This is a genomic window from Thiofilum sp., assembly GCF_016711335.1.
GTDB lineage: Bacteria > Pseudomonadota > Gammaproteobacteria > Thiotrichales > Thiotrichaceae > Thiofilum.
The window spans coordinates 94046-109358 of the sequence record NZ_JADJTF010000004.1 but is presented as its reverse complement, the minus strand read 5'-3'; the positions used below and the strand labels follow the sequence as shown (position 1 = coordinate 109358).

Annotated in this window: 15 protein-coding genes and 1 CRISPR repeat array (1 of these 16 only partly in view); of the genes, 3 read left to right on the top strand and 12 right to left on the bottom strand. The window is 45.9% G+C overall.

What is annotated here, in order from left to right; all coding sequences use genetic code 11:
* Positions 1–3615: direct repeats of the CRISPR family, unit length 28 nt; unit sequence GTTCACTGCCGCATAGGCAGCTTATGAA; it reaches 247 nt to the left of the window's first position.
* A gap of 119 nt (positions 3616–3734) precedes the next feature.
* Positions 3735–4049, top strand: a complete 315-nt coding sequence (locus tag IPL34_RS19670; RefSeq protein ID WP_296843230.1) for a hypothetical protein — start codon at positions 3735–3737, stop codon at positions 4047–4049.
* Between the two features lie 26 nt (positions 4050–4075).
* On the opposite strand, the gene IPL34_RS19665 is transcribed toward IPL34_RS19670, so the two are convergent.
* The gene (locus IPL34_RS19665) at positions 4076–4897 is read right to left on the bottom strand and encodes an alpha/beta hydrolase (RefSeq protein WP_296843229.1); all 822 of its coding nucleotides are present in this window, start codon (positions 4895–4897) and stop codon (positions 4076–4078) included.
* 207 nt (positions 4898–5104) lie between these two features.
* Between IPL34_RS19665 and kynA the strand changes: the two genes are divergently transcribed.
* Positions 5105–5938 carry a tryptophan 2,3-dioxygenase gene (kynA, locus tag IPL34_RS19660; protein ID WP_296843228.1) on the top strand — a complete coding sequence of 278 codons (834 nt, stop codon included), beginning with the start codon at positions 5105–5107 and terminating at the stop codon, positions 5936–5938.
* Between the two features lie 77 nt (positions 5939–6015).
* Here kynA and IPL34_RS19655 read toward each other — a convergent pair whose 3' ends face one another.
* The 11 genes from IPL34_RS19655 to IPL34_RS19605 all read right to left on the bottom strand — a co-directional run bounded on the left by IPL34_RS19655 (position 6016) and on the right by IPL34_RS19605 (position 14383).
* On the bottom strand, positions 6016–6804 hold the full coding sequence (locus tag IPL34_RS19655; protein WP_296843227.1) for an MBL fold metallo-hydrolase: 789 nt from the start codon (positions 6802–6804) through the stop codon (positions 6016–6018).
* A gap of 66 nt (positions 6805–6870) precedes the next feature.
* Positions 6871–7641, bottom strand: a complete 771-nt coding sequence (locus tag IPL34_RS19650; RefSeq protein ID WP_296843226.1) for a hypothetical protein — start codon at positions 7639–7641, stop codon at positions 6871–6873.
* Between the two features lie 324 nt (positions 7642–7965).
* A complete protein-coding gene (gene cybH, locus IPL34_RS19645; RefSeq protein WP_296843225.1) occupies positions 7966–8670 on the bottom strand; it encodes a Ni/Fe-hydrogenase, b-type cytochrome subunit in 705 nt (234 codons plus the stop codon).
* Between the two features lie 4 nt (positions 8671–8674).
* Complete coding sequence (locus IPL34_RS19640; RefSeq protein ID WP_296843224.1) at positions 8675–8881, bottom strand: hypothetical protein; 207 nt, start codon at positions 8879–8881, stop codon at positions 8675–8677.
* A 32-nt stretch (positions 8882–8913) separates the two neighbouring features.
* A complete protein-coding gene (locus IPL34_RS19635; protein ID WP_296835791.1) occupies positions 8914–9198 on the bottom strand; it encodes a hypothetical protein in 285 nt (94 codons plus the stop codon).
* Complete coding sequence (locus IPL34_RS19630) at positions 9195–10052, bottom strand: IS4 family transposase (RefSeq protein ID WP_296837415.1); 858 nt, start codon at positions 10050–10052, stop codon at positions 9195–9197. Before IPL34_RS19630 ends, IPL34_RS19635 begins: the two co-directional genes overlap by 4 nt.
* Before the next feature lie 118 nt (positions 10053–10170).
* The gene (locus tag IPL34_RS19625) at positions 10171–11985 is read right to left on the bottom strand and encodes a nickel-dependent hydrogenase large subunit (protein WP_296843223.1); all 1815 of its coding nucleotides are present in this window, start codon (positions 11983–11985) and stop codon (positions 10171–10173) included.
* Positions 11986–11988: 3 nt separating this feature from the next.
* Complete coding sequence (locus IPL34_RS19620) at positions 11989–12726, bottom strand: hydrogenase small subunit (RefSeq protein ID WP_296843222.1); 738 nt, start codon at positions 12724–12726, stop codon at positions 11989–11991.
* Positions 12727–12731: 5 nt separating this feature from the next.
* Positions 12732–13016 carry a hypothetical protein gene (locus IPL34_RS19615; protein WP_296835791.1) on the bottom strand — a complete coding sequence of 95 codons (285 nt, stop codon included), beginning with the start codon at positions 13014–13016 and terminating at the stop codon, positions 12732–12734.
* Entirely contained in the window at positions 13013–13870 is an 858-nt protein-coding gene (locus tag IPL34_RS19610) for an IS4 family transposase (RefSeq protein ID WP_296837415.1), read from the bottom strand. Before IPL34_RS19610 ends, IPL34_RS19615 begins: the two co-directional genes overlap by 4 nt.
* An 87-nt stretch (positions 13871–13957) precedes the next feature.
* The gene (locus IPL34_RS19605; protein WP_296843221.1) at positions 13958–14383 is read right to left on the bottom strand and encodes a hydrogenase small subunit; all 426 of its coding nucleotides are present in this window, start codon (positions 14381–14383) and stop codon (positions 13958–13960) included.
* Positions 14384–14623: 240 nt separating this feature from the next.
* On the opposite strand from IPL34_RS19605, the gene IPL34_RS19600 reads away from it, so the two are divergent.
* Positions 14624–15313 (top strand): HyaD/HybD family hydrogenase maturation endopeptidase, encoded by a 690-nt coding sequence (locus IPL34_RS19600; RefSeq protein ID WP_296843220.1) that lies wholly within the window; start codon positions 14624–14626, stop codon positions 15311–15313.

Sequence of the window (15313 nt, the reverse complement as noted above, 5' to 3'; positions counted from 1 at the left end):
TGCCGCATAGGCAGCTTATGAAAGCCTTTAACACTCAACTGGCTCAGCCAACACGTTCACTGCCGCATAGGCAGCTTATGAATAGTGCCGTACTATCCCGTGAAAATCCGCCATGTTCACTGCCGCATAGGCAGCTTATGAAATTCGTACATGGAGCAGACGGACTTGCATAACGTTCACTGCCGCATAGGCAGCTTATGAAAAATACAAAAAAATATAGATCGGTTGCTGATAGTTCACTGCCGCATAGGCAGCTTATGAATGTTAAACAATGTCCAGCAAGCCCTTATTCCGGTTCACTGCCGCATAGGCAGCTTATGAATTGAGTCGTTAACAGAGGCTCAAGTCATTTACGTTCACTGCCGCATAGGCAGCTTATGAATTTGTTCGATCTACCCCCTTAGTGCTTTATGAGTTCACTGCCGCATAGGCAGCTTATGAATGTGGGTAATAATAAAAAAGCCTCAAGTGGTTGTTCACTGCCGCATAGGCAGCTTATGAATCAGCGACAAAGCCCGCGAGCATTGGGAGGAGGTTCACTGCCGCATAGGCAGCTTATGAACAAATAGCATCCGGTGGAGGTAGTTGGTACTTGTTCACTGCCGCATAGGCAGCTTATGAAAAACCCACCATCTTTTGAGGCCGTTTTGCGCGGTTCACTGCCGCATAGGCAGCTTATGAATGTGCAGTCTTGGCTTGGTCTGGGGTTAAAGTGTTCACTGCCGCATAGGCAGCTTATGAAAGAGTAAGGGTTGAGAGCGTGCGCCTTGCCCGGTTCACTGCCGCATAGGCAGCTTATGAATTCCTTCGTCAGTGCCAATACTAATTGCGAGGGTTCACTGCCGCATAGGCAGCTTATGAATTGAGTCCTTAAAGGAGGCTCAAGTCATTTACGTTCACTGCCGCATAGGCAGCTTATGAATGTGACGACGTTGTTCAAAACGGCTTCCTGTGGTTCACTGCCGCATAGGCAGCTTATGAAAAGTCGAAGGAAAAGATAGACCCAGCCGTGGCGTTCACTGCCGCATAGGCAGCTTATGAATAACTGAGGGCGGTGGTGCTTCTGAGGCGGGGGTTCACTGCCGCATAGGCAGCTTATGAATTAGAGGCTCCCGTTGGTCGCTAGCACTGTCAGTTCACTGCCGCATAGGCAGCTTATGAATGAGTAGTCGTTGCACCGTTTAGCACTACTAAGTTCACTGCCGCATAGGCAGCTTATGAATAATTGAAGTGGAGCTGAAAAGAATGGAGTTAGTTCACTGCCGCATAGGCAGCTTATGAAACAAATTGAAGCCACCAAGCTAAAAGCCTTTGGTTCACTGCCGCATAGGCAGCTTATGAATACCTTGTAGCTCAATACTTCAGGATCACGATGTTCACTGCCGCATAGGCAGCTTATGAATCGAATATGGCAACGGGCGTGGGGGGTAATCTGTTCACTGCCGCATAGGCAGCTTATGAATGATTGTTTTGGGAGCTTCGGCGCTGAGCCAGGTTCACTGCCGCATAGGCAGCTTATGAAAAGTCGCAGCAGCACACATCATGGGCATCAACGTTCACTGCCGCATAGGCAGCTTATGAATACACCCAGCCCGTCTACATCGAGATAGAAATGTTCACTGCCGCATAGGCAGCTTATGAAATGAGATGTATTTTCCTGCTAAGCGCGTGAAAGTTCACTGCCGCATAGGCAGCTTATGAAGCGAGATGATCAAAACTAGCATCTACACGATGCGTTCACTGCCGCATAGGCAGCTTATGAAGAACAAAAGAAGAACATAAGAAGAAAGAGTGGGTTCACTGCCGCATAGGCAGCTTATGAACCACTGCGGGTACAACCTTGCTCCCTATGTCTGGTTCACTGCCGCATAGGCAGCTTATGAAATTTTTCAATCTCATTGTTTGAAGGTTCGTAAGTTCACTGCCGCATAGGCAGCTTATGAATGAAAAGTCAGGTTTTAGTTATTTTTAGTCTGTTCACTGCCGCATAGGCAGCTTATGAATCAAGCCCTATCAGATCATAGTCAACGTTACTGTTCACTGCCGCATAGGCAGCTTATGAATTCACCCTGATTATCGACCCCAATATAGGTAAGTTCACTGCCGCATAGGCAGCTTATGAATTTTAGCACTTGCCGTGCTTTTTCATTCAGATGTTCACTGCCGCATAGGCAGCTTATGAATAGCTTGTCGTTATAGCATGCCTGACACCAAAGTTCACTGCCGCATAGGCAGCTTATGAAACAAGGTATAAGCTTCTCGCTGCTCTTTCTCAGTTCACTGCCGCATAGGCAGCTTATGAAGTGATGGTCTTTAAGGTCTGATTATTTTCAAGGTTCACTGCCGCATAGGCAGCTTATGAAAATAATGGGCTGCACTTTTGTCTCCTTAATTTGTTCACTGCCGCATAGGCAGCTTATGAATTGCGCAAGGGGTGTATGTGGTGATGGCGTTGGTTCACTGCCGCATAGGCAGCTTATGAATAGTGTCGATAATACCCTTATCAGCTTGACCGGTTCACTGCCGCATAGGCAGCTTATGAATAAGCGTACTTAAAGCATTTGGGGCTTAAAATGTTCACTGCCGCATAGGCAGCTTATGAAACGAAGCATATCCGCTCGTACTGCGTGAATATGTTCACTGCCGCATAGGCAGCTTATGAAACACGTAGAAATAGGGCAAACGCCATTAATGCGTTCACTGCCGCATAGGCAGCTTATGAATTGCGTTTGAGTTATCCACAGTTTATCTGTTTGTTCACTGCCGCATAGGCAGCTTATGAATTTGCAAGACTTGAACTTGCGACCTACTGCTTGTTCACTGCCGCATAGGCAGCTTATGAAAACTAAAGCATCATGAATCAAACTGTTCACTGCCGCATAGGCAGCTTATGAAAACCCAACGCTTGAGCGGCTGCTTGTAATTGTGTTCACTGCCGCATAGGCAGCTTATGAAGGTGAAGTACTGAGTTTTGAAGTACTGGATAAGTTCACTGCCGCATAGGCAGCTTATGAAAGTTGTTGATAATGGTAAATACAAATTTACATGTTCACTGCCGCATAGGCAGCTTATGAAATTGCCGTAACCACACTATTTTAGTTAGTGCGGTTCACTGCCGCATAGGCAGCTTATGAATGCATCCCAAAGCTGACTAGGCAGGTCGATAAGTTCACTGCCGCATAGGCAGCTTATGAATAATACATGGGGCTTAGAATTGTGGCTAGGATGTTCACTGCCGCATAGGCAGCTTATGAAATACTATTAAGACAGCCCAAAATATCCTCATTGTTCACTGCCGCATAGGCAGCTTATGAATATAAAAAGGGCAGCGCGTGGCTGCCTGTAGGGTTCACTGCCGCATAGGCAGCTTATGAAACCTGAATCAAAATTACTAGCAGAGTGGTTACGTTCACTGCCGCATAGGCAGCTTATGAATGAAGCGGCTTTTGCTGTAACTTATCCGTCCAGTTCACTGCCGCATAGGCAGCTTATGAATTGGGTCGCTGTCTCGGTTTGCTTTAGCTGTTGTTCACTGCCGCATAGGCAGCTTATGAAAAGGGATTATGAGTTACACTGTAAATCAATATGTTCACTGCCGCATAGGCAGCTTATAACGCCTTATCAAAGGACGTTAAAACTGATCACAAACGATTAAAGGTCATTGCATCTTCATACCATTAGACTAGACTGCTCAATCAGTAGTAGTCACTTCACCAACCGTAGCGAGGCAGTCAATGGCACAAATCATCATTAAATACAACCTCAAAGCCGATGTCACCCCAGAGCAATATGAGCAATGGACACTCAACCGCGACTATCCGACCATGCGCGGTCTTGCACGGGTCAAACGCTTTACCAATCATCGCATCCTGCGTAACCTACTCAGCGATGCCACCCCTTCCGTACAATACGTTGAAATGTTTGACATACCCGATCTAGACGGATTCCTTAGCGAAGATATGGCAGGTAGTGTGGTGCAAACCATCATGGGCGAATTCATGCAATACGTAGACAATCCAGAATTTCTAGTCGCCGAAGAAATCATTTAACCCCTAATCTCTGCTGGAGAGTTAAGCTACTCTCCAGCCTCCATGCCCACCCATGCCTGCACCAAAGCCGAATCTGCCCGCGCTAAATCATTAATCACCGAAAAATGATGCTCATGTGGCGCATATACACCCTTTACCTTCACATTGAGACTGCCCCAGAGATTAACTAATAAATCCGTTTGGCGAATAAACTCAGGGCGCTCATTCGCCCCCACCCAACACCTTAACTCCACCTCAGGTAAAGGAAATAATAGCGCGACACTCTCAGACCGAGCTTCCCAACGATCTAATTGCAACGTCTGATTCATAGTGGTTTGCAGCAGAGGGCGCAGATCATGCAGACCACTAATGGAGAGCACGCGCTTTAAACGTGCTTGTACCGCTGGCGTTAAAGGCGAATCCTCGCACATCATTCGAGTCACTAAATGCCCCCCCGCCGAATGCCCTGCTAAATGAATAGCACCCGTATAACGCTCAGCTAAATAATTAATCGCTTTACCGATTTGCTGAGTAATCGCGCTAATCCGTGCGTGAGGTGCAAGAGTATAACTCGGCATAGCCACTACCCAACCCTGAGCCAATGCACCTTTGGCTAAATGTGACCAATAAGACGCATCAAATGCCATCCAATAGCCACCATGTACAAAAATCGCTAACCCTGATACTGATGAGGTGTTGGGATGAAACACATAAATGCTCTCCCGCTCCAGCTCCCCATAAGGGACTAATTGCCAATGAAGCGGTGGTTGCTCACGAAACTGTTGTGCGGCTTTTGCCCATTGCTCAGGGTAGTGATTTCCATTATGAATATAAGCCGCATTAGCAAATTCATCATTCCAATCCTTCATTAGTATCAATTCCTGCTAATAAGTCATCTATAAGTCAATGTACATTAAGCATAATAAAACCAAAAGTAAGGTATTAGAGTGAAATCCTGCCTTTTTCCTGACTGCAAGCATACGCCGCTTGGTAGTACTACTAAAAACCTATAGCATAATACGAATTATAGCTTTATTTAGCTATTTGATTTATTTAGTATTTTAGGAATTAAGCTTGTGACTACTACTGATGATCTTGCACCCGAAGGCGCTCAAATGACCTTCGCTGGACGTATGTCTTATGGTGATTATCTCCACTTAGAGCAAATCTTGAATGCTCAACAGCCTCTCTCCTCGGCTCATGATGAAATGCTCTTTATTATCCAGCATCAAACCAGTGAGCTTTGGATGAAATTGGCAATTCATGAGCTTCAAGCCGCTCGCAACGCCCTAATAGAGCGTGATTTACCTCTGGCGTTTAAAATGCTGGCACGGGTATCGCGTATTTTTGAGCAACTTAATCAAGCTTGGGATGTACTGCGTACCATGACCCCTAGCGAATATACGGATTTTAGGGAAGATTTAGGGCAGAGTTCGGGGTTTCAGTCTTATCAATATCGCTTAATTGAATACCTGCTTGGTAATCGCAATAAAGCTATGTTGCGTCCACATGAGCACCGTAGTGAGCTTATACAACAGTTACAACAAGAGTTAGCACGTCCGAGCCTTTACGACGTAGCCCTGCATGTCTTAAACGCCAGTATTCCTTTGCCTCAAGCGCTAATCGAGCGCGATGTGAGCGAAAAGCATCAGCCTCATGCATTAGTGCAGGCAGCATGGGCTAAGGTTTATCAAAACCCTAAACAGTACTGGGAGCTGTATCAATTGGCTGAAAAGTTAGTGGATTTTGAGGATTACTTTAGGCGTTGGCGCTTTAATCATGTCACAACGGTAGAGCGCGTCATTGGTTTTAAACGCGGCACGGGGGGAACGGGGGGCGTGTCGTATTTAAAGCGCATGCTAGAAGTGGAGTTATTTCCAGAGCTGTGGCATGTGCGTACTGATTTATAAGAGCATCTGAACAATTAGCAGGAGTAAGAGCGTGCTTACTCCAGACTAATGCTTAAGTGCTTTAAATACGGTCGTATTTAACCTTGATCACCTAAAGGCTTACTGATTAAAAAGTCGGGCATTTGAATAATGTCGCAAGGACCACGATATTGTTCTGGTACATTATCAGGGCATTGACCACAGAGCTGATTCCCCGGCACGGCAAAATCAATCTTACGCGGATAGGGCAGATTCAAGCTATTCATAATCGCTACAAACTCTGCCTCGGTTTTACCCTTGCCTAGACGTGGATTGCGGTTTTTTTCTTGGCGAATGGTGGTGATTTGACGCCCCTCATAGTCATGAGCGGGGTAGACTAAGGTTTCATCCGGTAGGCTGAAAAATTTGTCTTGAATACTGCGATATAAAGTTTGCGCATCCCCTGACTGAAAATCCGTCCTACCACAGGCTTCAATCAATAAGGCATCACCCGAAAATAAGACTTTTTGCATTCCATTATCAAATAGATAGGCATGATGAGTGCTGGTATGTCCGGGGGTGAAGAGCGGATGCAAAGTGAGTGTGCCTATATTAAAGGGTGTACCTTCCTCTATACCTATATCCGCACAAGCTAGGTTATCCAAAGCAGGTACAGCAATTTTACAACCGGTAAACTCGCGCAATTTCTTTCCAGCGGATAAATGATCGGCGTGCATATGGGTTTCTAAGGTATAGCTTAAGGTCAAACCTAAGTCATGCAAGACACGCAGGTCGCGCTCAAGTGTATCCAGTACTGGATCAATAAGTACACATTGACCGCTAGTTTCATCGGCTAGTAAATAGGTATAGGTACTGGAGTCAGGTTCAAATAATTGTCTAAAAATCATCAGCAATCCCTCAAGTAGCGAATCCTTTAAAGCTTTATTATGGGATGAACTAAACTAAAAAGCTGTTTAACCCTTGGGTTTTAAGGTCGGTGGAGTCGGGGGGCTAAGCGGATAATCAGGCTCGACAGTATAACAATCGCCCTTTTGGTGCGTTAATTTAAAGCTCTTTTGGTTAGGGTGAAAAGTATAAAACGCTTGCGTGTCACAAGACCCTTCGTTATGACCAAAGTAGCCGACAGTGATTTTGAGCTGGTTTTGTTGCCGCTCAAAAGTATAACCCGTACTCCAAGTAGTGCTACCGCGTGAGTCGTATTGCATATCGGTAAGCGTGCGTTGCCAAGTAGCTCCTTGACTCATGCACTGCACTAAGCGAGCGGTATGGTTGGGCGTAGTTTCTAAAAACAGATAATCGTCTTGTCGATCCAGATTAAAGTCATAGCGAATCAAACCATTGGGCTGCACGGGCATAGTCGTTTCAGTCTCATAGCGAAACGCATAAAGCAGGGTTTTAACCGGTTTGGCGCTACTGCTAATACAGGCTTTAGGCAGTGGCAATGCACTGTTTGCGCTCTGTTTTTGCTTTTGACAGTGAGCAAGGTCTTGGGTACGAATAGTATCTTCCTTGCCTGAAATGGTTTTCGAGACCGTCATACACCAACGATATTGCCCGTTTTGGTCGTTATTCCAACGCAGCCCAATAAAACCACAACCTAAGGTCAGATTAGTTTTATGCTGTTGTACAGCTTTGGCGGCGTAAGTTTGACAATAGGTGGTGGTGTTAGCAAACACATAGAAAGGTGAGATCAGTAGTCCAAGACCCAATAAATAGCGCCACATAGCCATTCCTTTTGGTTGATGAGCATTAAGTTTAAAAATATAGATCAGTACCTAGCTAAAAGTAAGCGTGTGTTTTTGGAGCAGTCTTGGCAGCAAGGATGCTGCCTTGAAGCGTACAGGGAGGTATTCACAGCGGCTGCGGAGAAAATGCACGATTACTTGGAATCAAGTACTTAATGGTACGGTGATGCGCAGTGGAAAATACCACTTTAGCGCCATAATAGGAGAATGAGTTGCTAAAAAAAAGCCCAAGTTAATAACTAGGGCTTAAGGGAGAGAGCTTATTTTTATAGTACTAACAGGCAATGAAACTCTAATAAAACTCTAATGACCGTCGTCGACTTTGCGCGAATCTTTAAAGGTGCGCCAGCCGCTAATCATGGTACTGACTAATGATTGGCGCGACATAATATCTTCACGAATCGCCACATAAACGTGTGCCATGACAAATAATCCTATCCACCACATACCCAGACGATGCCAAGCGTGTACATCAAGACTTTGACCAAAGAAGGGAATCACCCACGAACTAAAATAATCATATTGCCATGACCCCATCCCTGCACCTTCACCATACAGGGCTAGTCCGGTCACTATCATAAACAGCATGCCCCACACAAACATCAGGTGCATAGTGATTAAGGCTAAAGGATTATGTCCGGTATATTTGCGTGGTTCTTTGGCGACAAAAGCATACCAACGTATTTCATGCCAGACCCCACTCCAAAAATCACGGCTGAAAATCGGGGGTAAAAAGATTTCACGCGCATGGCTATTGCCTACAAAAGCCCAGTATATGCGCCCAATGAAACCAATCACCAAGATATAACCCGCTGCAAAGTGGGCAAAACGAATATAGCCCATCAAAAAGTGATGACTGGCCTCACCGGATAGCGTCGGTAAAGGTTGACCAATAAAATAGCCTGTAATGGCTAGGGTGACGATAGCCAGCGCATTAACCCAATGCCATAGCCGTAAGGGAGCTTCATAGACATAGACCGCTGGCTGAAAAGTAGATTGCGGTTGCATAGTGTTATCTCCTATGCCATTGATGCCAAACGACTAAACCTGTGATAACCGCCGCAAGAATAATGACACCTGCTAAATGATAAGGTTGGCTGAAATAATGCGCGAGTTGTTCCCATGAACTAAATTCAGCATGTGACCCCGGATGAGCCAGTACCTGACCGCTAAACCCCGCCACCAGCATGAAGAGTAAATAAGTCCAATGTTTAAGCATGTTAAACTCCTTCTCTGTACACGACAATTCGCTTAACTCATTGAATCTTTTTCAAAAGAAAATCGCCTGAGTTTCATCCGTCCATCCTCGATCGCCATGAATTGTGGTGGACAAAGGAACAGAAGCAGCAGCCTAAGCCTATCCACTTTTTCCCGTACCCTTCCATTCAATAAATCGGTCAAGTAGTCCAAGCCGTAACGGAAGACACTTTGCTCTTTGCGTCCATGTTTTTTCGTCTTCAAAGGCTTGACGGCTTTTTCCTTCCATTCGCCGACTTTGTGCGCCCAACAGAAGCCAATGGCAAGCAACGCCATCATCTTTTTGATGCGAGGGGTTTGGTGAAGTGAGTGGCTTCCATGTGAAAACCACGCCCTTTCAAGCATTGGAACAGGTTTTCAATTTCCCAACGTAGCCGATAAGTGCCAATGGGATCAGCCGTGTAGTGGTTGCTGGCGATAATCAACAACTCACCACTGGGCAGCTTTGAGCCACTGAGCCAAACCCATTCCCCGCTAACGTCGCGACGGTGACGGAGAACGCGCCGTTTACCCGGCTTGAGGTTGGCAAACAGCGAGCGGACATGCGCCTCTTTTTTGTGTTTGTCGGTCATCAACTGATTACCCTTGATACGAATCAAGTAGGGAATCTCTTTGGAAGACAACCACTTCCACCATTGACCACCAATAAACTCACGGTCAGCCAACACACCCAAGATGTTGTTGCGCCCGAATTGGCTGATAAATCGTTGCAGCAGGGCAATACGTTCACGTTGGTTAGAATTACCGCGTTTGTTCAACACCATCCAGTAAACGGGGATAGCCGCACCTTGGTAAACAACCGCCAAAGTCAGGAGATTGAGGTTGGATTTGCCCCATTTCCAGTTGGTTCTGTCGAGTGTGAGGTAGTATTGTTGACCACTAAAGGCGAACATTCCCATAAGAAAATGGGCAATGTCATTGTAATTAAAGAACACTTGGCTAAAAAAGCGTTGCATCCGTCGATAGCGGGAACCAATGTCGGTGTCAGAATCTATGTGTACCGCCAACAACGCCAAATTCATTTGTCGCGCACTCAGCAAAGTATGCAGCATTCCCACAAAACAATCCAAACGGGGCTTGCCCCAACTCAAGTGGGCTTTTAAACTGTCACGTAGTCCATCGCTCAGATCCATTTTGCTCTCCTGTGTGGTAACTAGAGAGTAAAACATAGGAGCGGTGGACTTTCACCATCTCCATGACAAACATGCTAAATCAATAAGTTAGTGGTTTTGTCGTGTACAGAGAAACTCCTTAGCGTACTTTAACGGTGGTAAGTTCTTGTCCATCGGGGCCCATGACGTGAGTAGAACACGCTAAACAAGGGTCAAAACTATGCAGACTGCGTAGAATTTCTACTGGTTCATTAGGGCGCTCTACGGGTGTATTAATCAGACAGGCTTCAAATGCGCCGATATTGCCTTTAGGATCACGTGGCGAACCATTCCAAGTGGTAGGAACTACACATTGATAATTTTCGATTTTGCCGTCTTTGATTTTAATCCAGTGACCTAAGCCACCACGCGGTGCAGCTACAGTGCCCACCCCTTTAGCCTCAGAGGGCCAAGTGGAGGGATGCCATTTGTCCATATTGGCGGTAGCAGTATCTCCGGCTTTAATATTGCCAATTAACTGATGCCAATCTTCCATCATCATATCCGCGCAATATTCAGACTCTAAGGCACGCGCTAAGGTACGCCCAATGGTGCTATTGAGTGCTGCTTTAGCATCTAGATTAGTACCTGCTAATTGATTAAAGGCACGTAGACTGTTGTCGACTTGGTTTTTCACATAATCAACGCCTTTAGCATAGGCTAGGGTATAACGTGATAGCGGGCCTACTTCAACAGCATGTCCTTTCCAGCGCGGTGCTTTAATCCATGAGTATTTAGCACTTTCGTCAATTTCTTGAATATTCGTGCGCGTACCTTTGGTGTTTTGACCTAACACATAATTAGGCTCGGTAATACCATCCCAAGGATGCAAGCCTTTACTTTCATCTGGATAGCTATACCAAGAGTGCGTCACGAATTCTTGCACTTGCTCTGGATCGCGTGGGTCAATCGGGAAGATTTCGTTCCAATTTCCGTTGAGAATCACACCACCGGGTAATTGATCGGTCGATTTATCGTAAGGGACTTTGGAGTAATCGCCATAATCCATGACATTAATCGCGCCATGACCGCCGCCCCAGAGCTGACCCTTATAGAAACTAGCAATAGCAATCACATCCGGTAGATAAACATTTTTATTAAACGCAATCATCTCCTCAATCCGCGCCCGCACGAAGTTTAAACGCTCCATATTGAGCGGTGCGCCTGCGGACATATCCTGATCCATATTAATGGCGCAAGGTACACCACCAACTAAATAATTAGGATGCGGGTTTTTACCCCCAAAGACGGTATGAACTTTGACAAATTCTTTTTGTAAATCCAGCGCTTCTAAATAATGTGCTACTGCCATTAAGTCAGCTTCTGGCGGTAATTTATAGGCAGGATTATCCCAATAACCATTTTTAAAGGGTCCTAATTGTCCCGACTCGATAAAACGTTTAATGCGCGTTTGTATATCGCGGAAATAGCCCGGACTGGATAAAGGATGAGAAGCCGATACCATTTGTTGCAAGGTAGAGGTCGCACGCGGGTCGGCTTTTAAAGCATTGACGGGGTTGACCCAATCCAAAGCATGTAAGTGATAAAAATGTACAACGTGATCATGTACTTGCAGCGTTTTTGCCATCATTTCACGGATTAAATGCGCATTAAGTGGAATTTGAATCCCTAAGGCATCTTCAACCGCACGCACTGACGTTAAGGCATGACATCCGGTACATACACCGCAAATCCGCTCTACGAAGGCCCAAGCGTCACGCGGATCACGACCTTTTAAAATCACTTCTAAGCCGCGCCACATCGTACCTGTGGAAACAGCATTGCGAATCACATTGGTAGCATCAATATTGACCTCACAGCGCATATGGCCTTCGATACGAGTGACCGGATCAATCACCACGCGCTGCCCTGAGTTATCTAAATTATATCCATTCGGGGTTGTAATAACGGCCATTGATTATTCTCCTTGCGCCTTACTGGTTTCAACCGTGCTGGTCGAAGTGGTGGCATTAGAGCCATTACCCTTAATACGTTTAACGGCTGAAACAGCAGCATGAGCAGCAATCCCTACTCCCACTGCGGTCGCGGCAATACCGCCAATAGTGTCAGCATTCGCCTCGACTCCAAAGGCATTAATATCACTCAAGCGTGCATACCAAGAACCCTTATCCCAGAAACCATCTTCCGAACAACCAATGCAACCATGACCCGCTTGAATCGGGAAGGACGTACCCTCATTCCAACGAATCGTCGAGCAAGCGTTATAAGTCGTAGGCCCCTTGCAACCCACTTTGTATAAGCAATAGCCTTTGCGAGCGCCTTCATCATCAAAGCTCTCGACAAATTGACCCGCATCAAAGTGAGGACGGCGATAGCATTTGTCATGAATCCGTTGGCTATAGAACATTTTCGGACGACCTTGACGGTCTAGTTCGGGGAACTTTTCAAAGGTCAAAATATAAGTAATAACCGCCGTCATGACCTCTGCAATGGGAGGGCAACCGGGGACTTTAATAATTGGTTTATCAGTAATGACCTTATGTACTGGGGTGGCGCGAGTAGGATTAGGTTTGGCGGCTTGCACACAGCCATAAGAGGCACAAGAACCCCATGAAATAATCGCTTTACAATGTTTAGCCACATGAGTGAGCTGCTCAACGAAAGGCTTACCCGCAATAATCTCTGTACACGACAATTCGCTTAACTCATTGAATCTTTTTCAAAAGAAAATCGCCTGAGTTTCATCCGTCCATCCTCGATCGCCATGAATTGTGGTGGACAAAGGAACAGAAGCAGCAGCCTAAGCCTATCCACTTTTTCCCGTACCCTTCCATTCAATAAATCGGTCAAGTAGTCCAAGCCGTAACGGAAGACACTTTGCTCTTTGCGTCCATGTTTTTTCGTCTTCAAAGGCTTGACGGCTTTTTCCTTCCATTCGCCGACTTTGTGCGCCCAACAGAAGCCAATGGCAAGCAACGCCATCATCTTTTTGATGCGAGGGGTTTGGTGAAGTGAGTGGCTTCCATGTGAAAACCACGCCCTTTCAAGCATTGGAACAGGTTTTCAATTTCCCAACGTAGCCGATAAGTGCCAATGGGATCAGCCGTGTAGTGGTTGCTGGCGATAATCAACAACTCACCACTGGGCAGCTTTGAGCCACTGAGCCAAACCCATTCCCCGCTAACGTCGCGACGGTGACGGAGAACGCGCCGTTTACCCGGCTTGAGGTTGGCAAACAGCGAGCGGACATGCGCCTCTTTTTTGTGTTTGTCGGTCATCAACTGATTACCCTTGATACGAATCAAGTAGGGAATCTCTTTGGAAGACAACCACTTCCACCATTGACCACCAATAAACTCACGGTCAGCCAACACACCCAAGATGTTGTTGCGCCCGAATTGGCTGATAAATCGTTGCAGCAGGGCAATACGTTCACGTTGGTTAGAATTACCGCGTTTGTTCAACACCATCCAGTAAACGGGGATAGCCGCACCTTGGTAAACAACCGCCAAAGTCAGGAGATTGAGGTTGGATTTGCCCCATTTCCAGTTGGTTCTGTCGAGTGTGAGGTAGTATTGTTGACCACTAAAGGCGAACATTCCCATAAGAAAATGGGCAATGTCATTGTAATTAAAGAACACTTGGCTAAAAAAGCGTTGCATCCGTCGATAGCGGGAACCAATGTCGGTGTCAGAATCTATGTGTACCGCCAACAACGCCAAATTCATTTGTCGCGCACTCAGCAAAGTATGCAGCATTCCCACAAAACAATCCAAACGGGGCTTGCCCCAACTCAAGTGGGCTTTTAAACTGTCACGTAGTCCATCGCTCAGATCCATTTTGCTCTCCTGTGTGGTAACTAGAGAGTAAAACATAGGAGCGGTGGACTTTCACCATCTCCATGACAAACATGCTAAATCAATAAGTTAGTGGTTTTGTCGTGTACAGAGCGCAATAATACACGACATACCATCTTGATTGAGGGGCGGATTGCCTTCTACGGCTAGAATAAAATTACCATCATATTTTTGAATAGTTTCTTCAATAATCGCCTCAGCCTGCTGTCCCGCTGCTGCCATGATTACGTCGTCATAATCGAGCGACACCATAGACAAAATAACATCTTTAGCCAGTGGGTGAGCAGAGCGAATAAAAGATTCAGAGCAGCACGTACACTCCAAACCATGTAACCACAGTACGGGAATACGCGGTTTAGTTTCCATCGCATGCGCAATTTTGCCTGCAAATTCAGGTCCTAGGCCCAAAGCCGCAGCGGTGAGGCTGCAATACTTTAAAAAGCTGCGCCGTGAAATGCCTTGCCTGCGCATGACATCGTAGAAGGTTTCAATCATAAGGCTCTCCTCAATTCCAAACTTGGACTAGCTGTTACCTTATGCAAGCACAATGCCAAGCACTGCAATAGTAGTTAAAATCTGTCGCGCCTTTGAGAAATATCAAGGTAGAGGGGCATTAATTGCTTCAGTGAGAGAGCTAACTCCTAGTAAAAATATCAGATAAAAGTGTAAATTAACCTTGCAGTTTTTTGAAAAACTGTAATAGTATTTTACATAGATCAGGTGCAGGAGGTTTAGATGCAAAACAAACAAGTGCTGTTATTAGGTATAGGTAATGTCCTATGGGCTGATGAAGGCTTTGGGGTGCGTTGCATTGAAACACTCCATCAATATTATACTTTCCCTCACAATGTCACACTCATGGATGGAGGTACACAAGGCATTTACCTTGTACAACATGTCCAAGCCGCTGATATTCTAGTGGTATTTGATGCCATTGATTACGGTCTTGAGGGTGGCACATTAAAAACGATTGAAGATGCAGATGTACCCACTTTTATGGGTGCTAAAAAAATGAGTTTGCATCAAACCGGATTTCAAGAAGTACTGGCTACTGCTCAACTGCTCGATAGTTACCCAGAAAAGATTTTATTGATTGGGGTGCAACCGGTTGAATTAGAAGACTATGGTGGCAGTTTGCGCCCTGCGGTTAAAGCACAAATTCAACCCGCTCTTCAAATCGCTATTGAGTACTTAGCTCAGCTCGGCATTCAAGCCATTCCACGTACCACCCCTCTATCCACTCACGAACAGCTCTCACCCTCACAATTAGCCTTAGCACAATACGAAGCAGGGCGACCTAGCGAAGAACAAGCCTGTCGAGTAGGTGATGAGCGCATCTTAGCTAATCAAGCGTTCCAGTTTGACCCTAAACCCTCGCTAATTGAACAACCTGTGAAGGTCAATGTTGACCATCGGAGACCTTAA

Coding starts and splice junctions, on each gene's coding strand:
- IPL34_RS19670 (WP_296843230.1), top strand. CDS start 3,735: ATGGCACAAATCATCATTAAATACAACCTCAAAGCCGATGTCACCCCA.
- IPL34_RS19665 (WP_296843229.1), bottom strand. CDS start 4,897: ATGAAGGATTGGAATGATGAATTTGCTAATGCGGCTTATATTCATAAT.
- IPL34_RS19655 (WP_296843227.1), bottom strand. CDS start 6,804: ATGATTTTTAGACAATTATTTGAACCTGACTCCAGTACCTATACCTAT.
- IPL34_RS19650 (WP_296843226.1), bottom strand. CDS start 7,641: ATGTGGCGCTATTTATTGGGTCTTGGACTACTGATCTCACCTTTCTAT.
- cybH (WP_296843225.1), bottom strand. CDS start 8,670: ATGCAACCGCAATCTACTTTTCAGCCAGCGGTCTATGTCTATGAAGCT.
- IPL34_RS19640 (WP_296843224.1), bottom strand. CDS start 8,881: ATGCTTAAACATTGGACTTATTTACTCTTCATGCTGGTGGCGGGGTTT.
- IPL34_RS19635 (WP_296835791.1), bottom strand. CDS start 9,198: ATGATGGCGTTGCTTGCCATTGGCTTCTGTTGGGCGCACAAAGTCGGC.
- IPL34_RS19630 (WP_296837415.1), bottom strand. CDS start 10,052: ATGGATCTGAGCGATGGACTACGTGACAGTTTAAAAGCCCACTTGAGT.
- IPL34_RS19625 (WP_296843223.1), bottom strand. CDS start 11,985: ATGGCCGTTATTACAACCCCGAATGGATATAATTTAGATAACTCAGGG.
- IPL34_RS19615 (WP_296835791.1), bottom strand. CDS start 13,016: ATGATGGCGTTGCTTGCCATTGGCTTCTGTTGGGCGCACAAAGTCGGC.
- IPL34_RS19610 (WP_296837415.1), bottom strand. CDS start 13,870: ATGGATCTGAGCGATGGACTACGTGACAGTTTAAAAGCCCACTTGAGT.
- IPL34_RS19605 (WP_296843221.1), bottom strand. CDS start 14,383: ATGATTGAAACCTTCTACGATGTCATGCGCAGGCAAGGCATTTCACGG.
- IPL34_RS19600 (WP_296843220.1), top strand. CDS start 14,624: ATGCAAAACAAACAAGTGCTGTTATTAGGTATAGGTAATGTCCTATGG.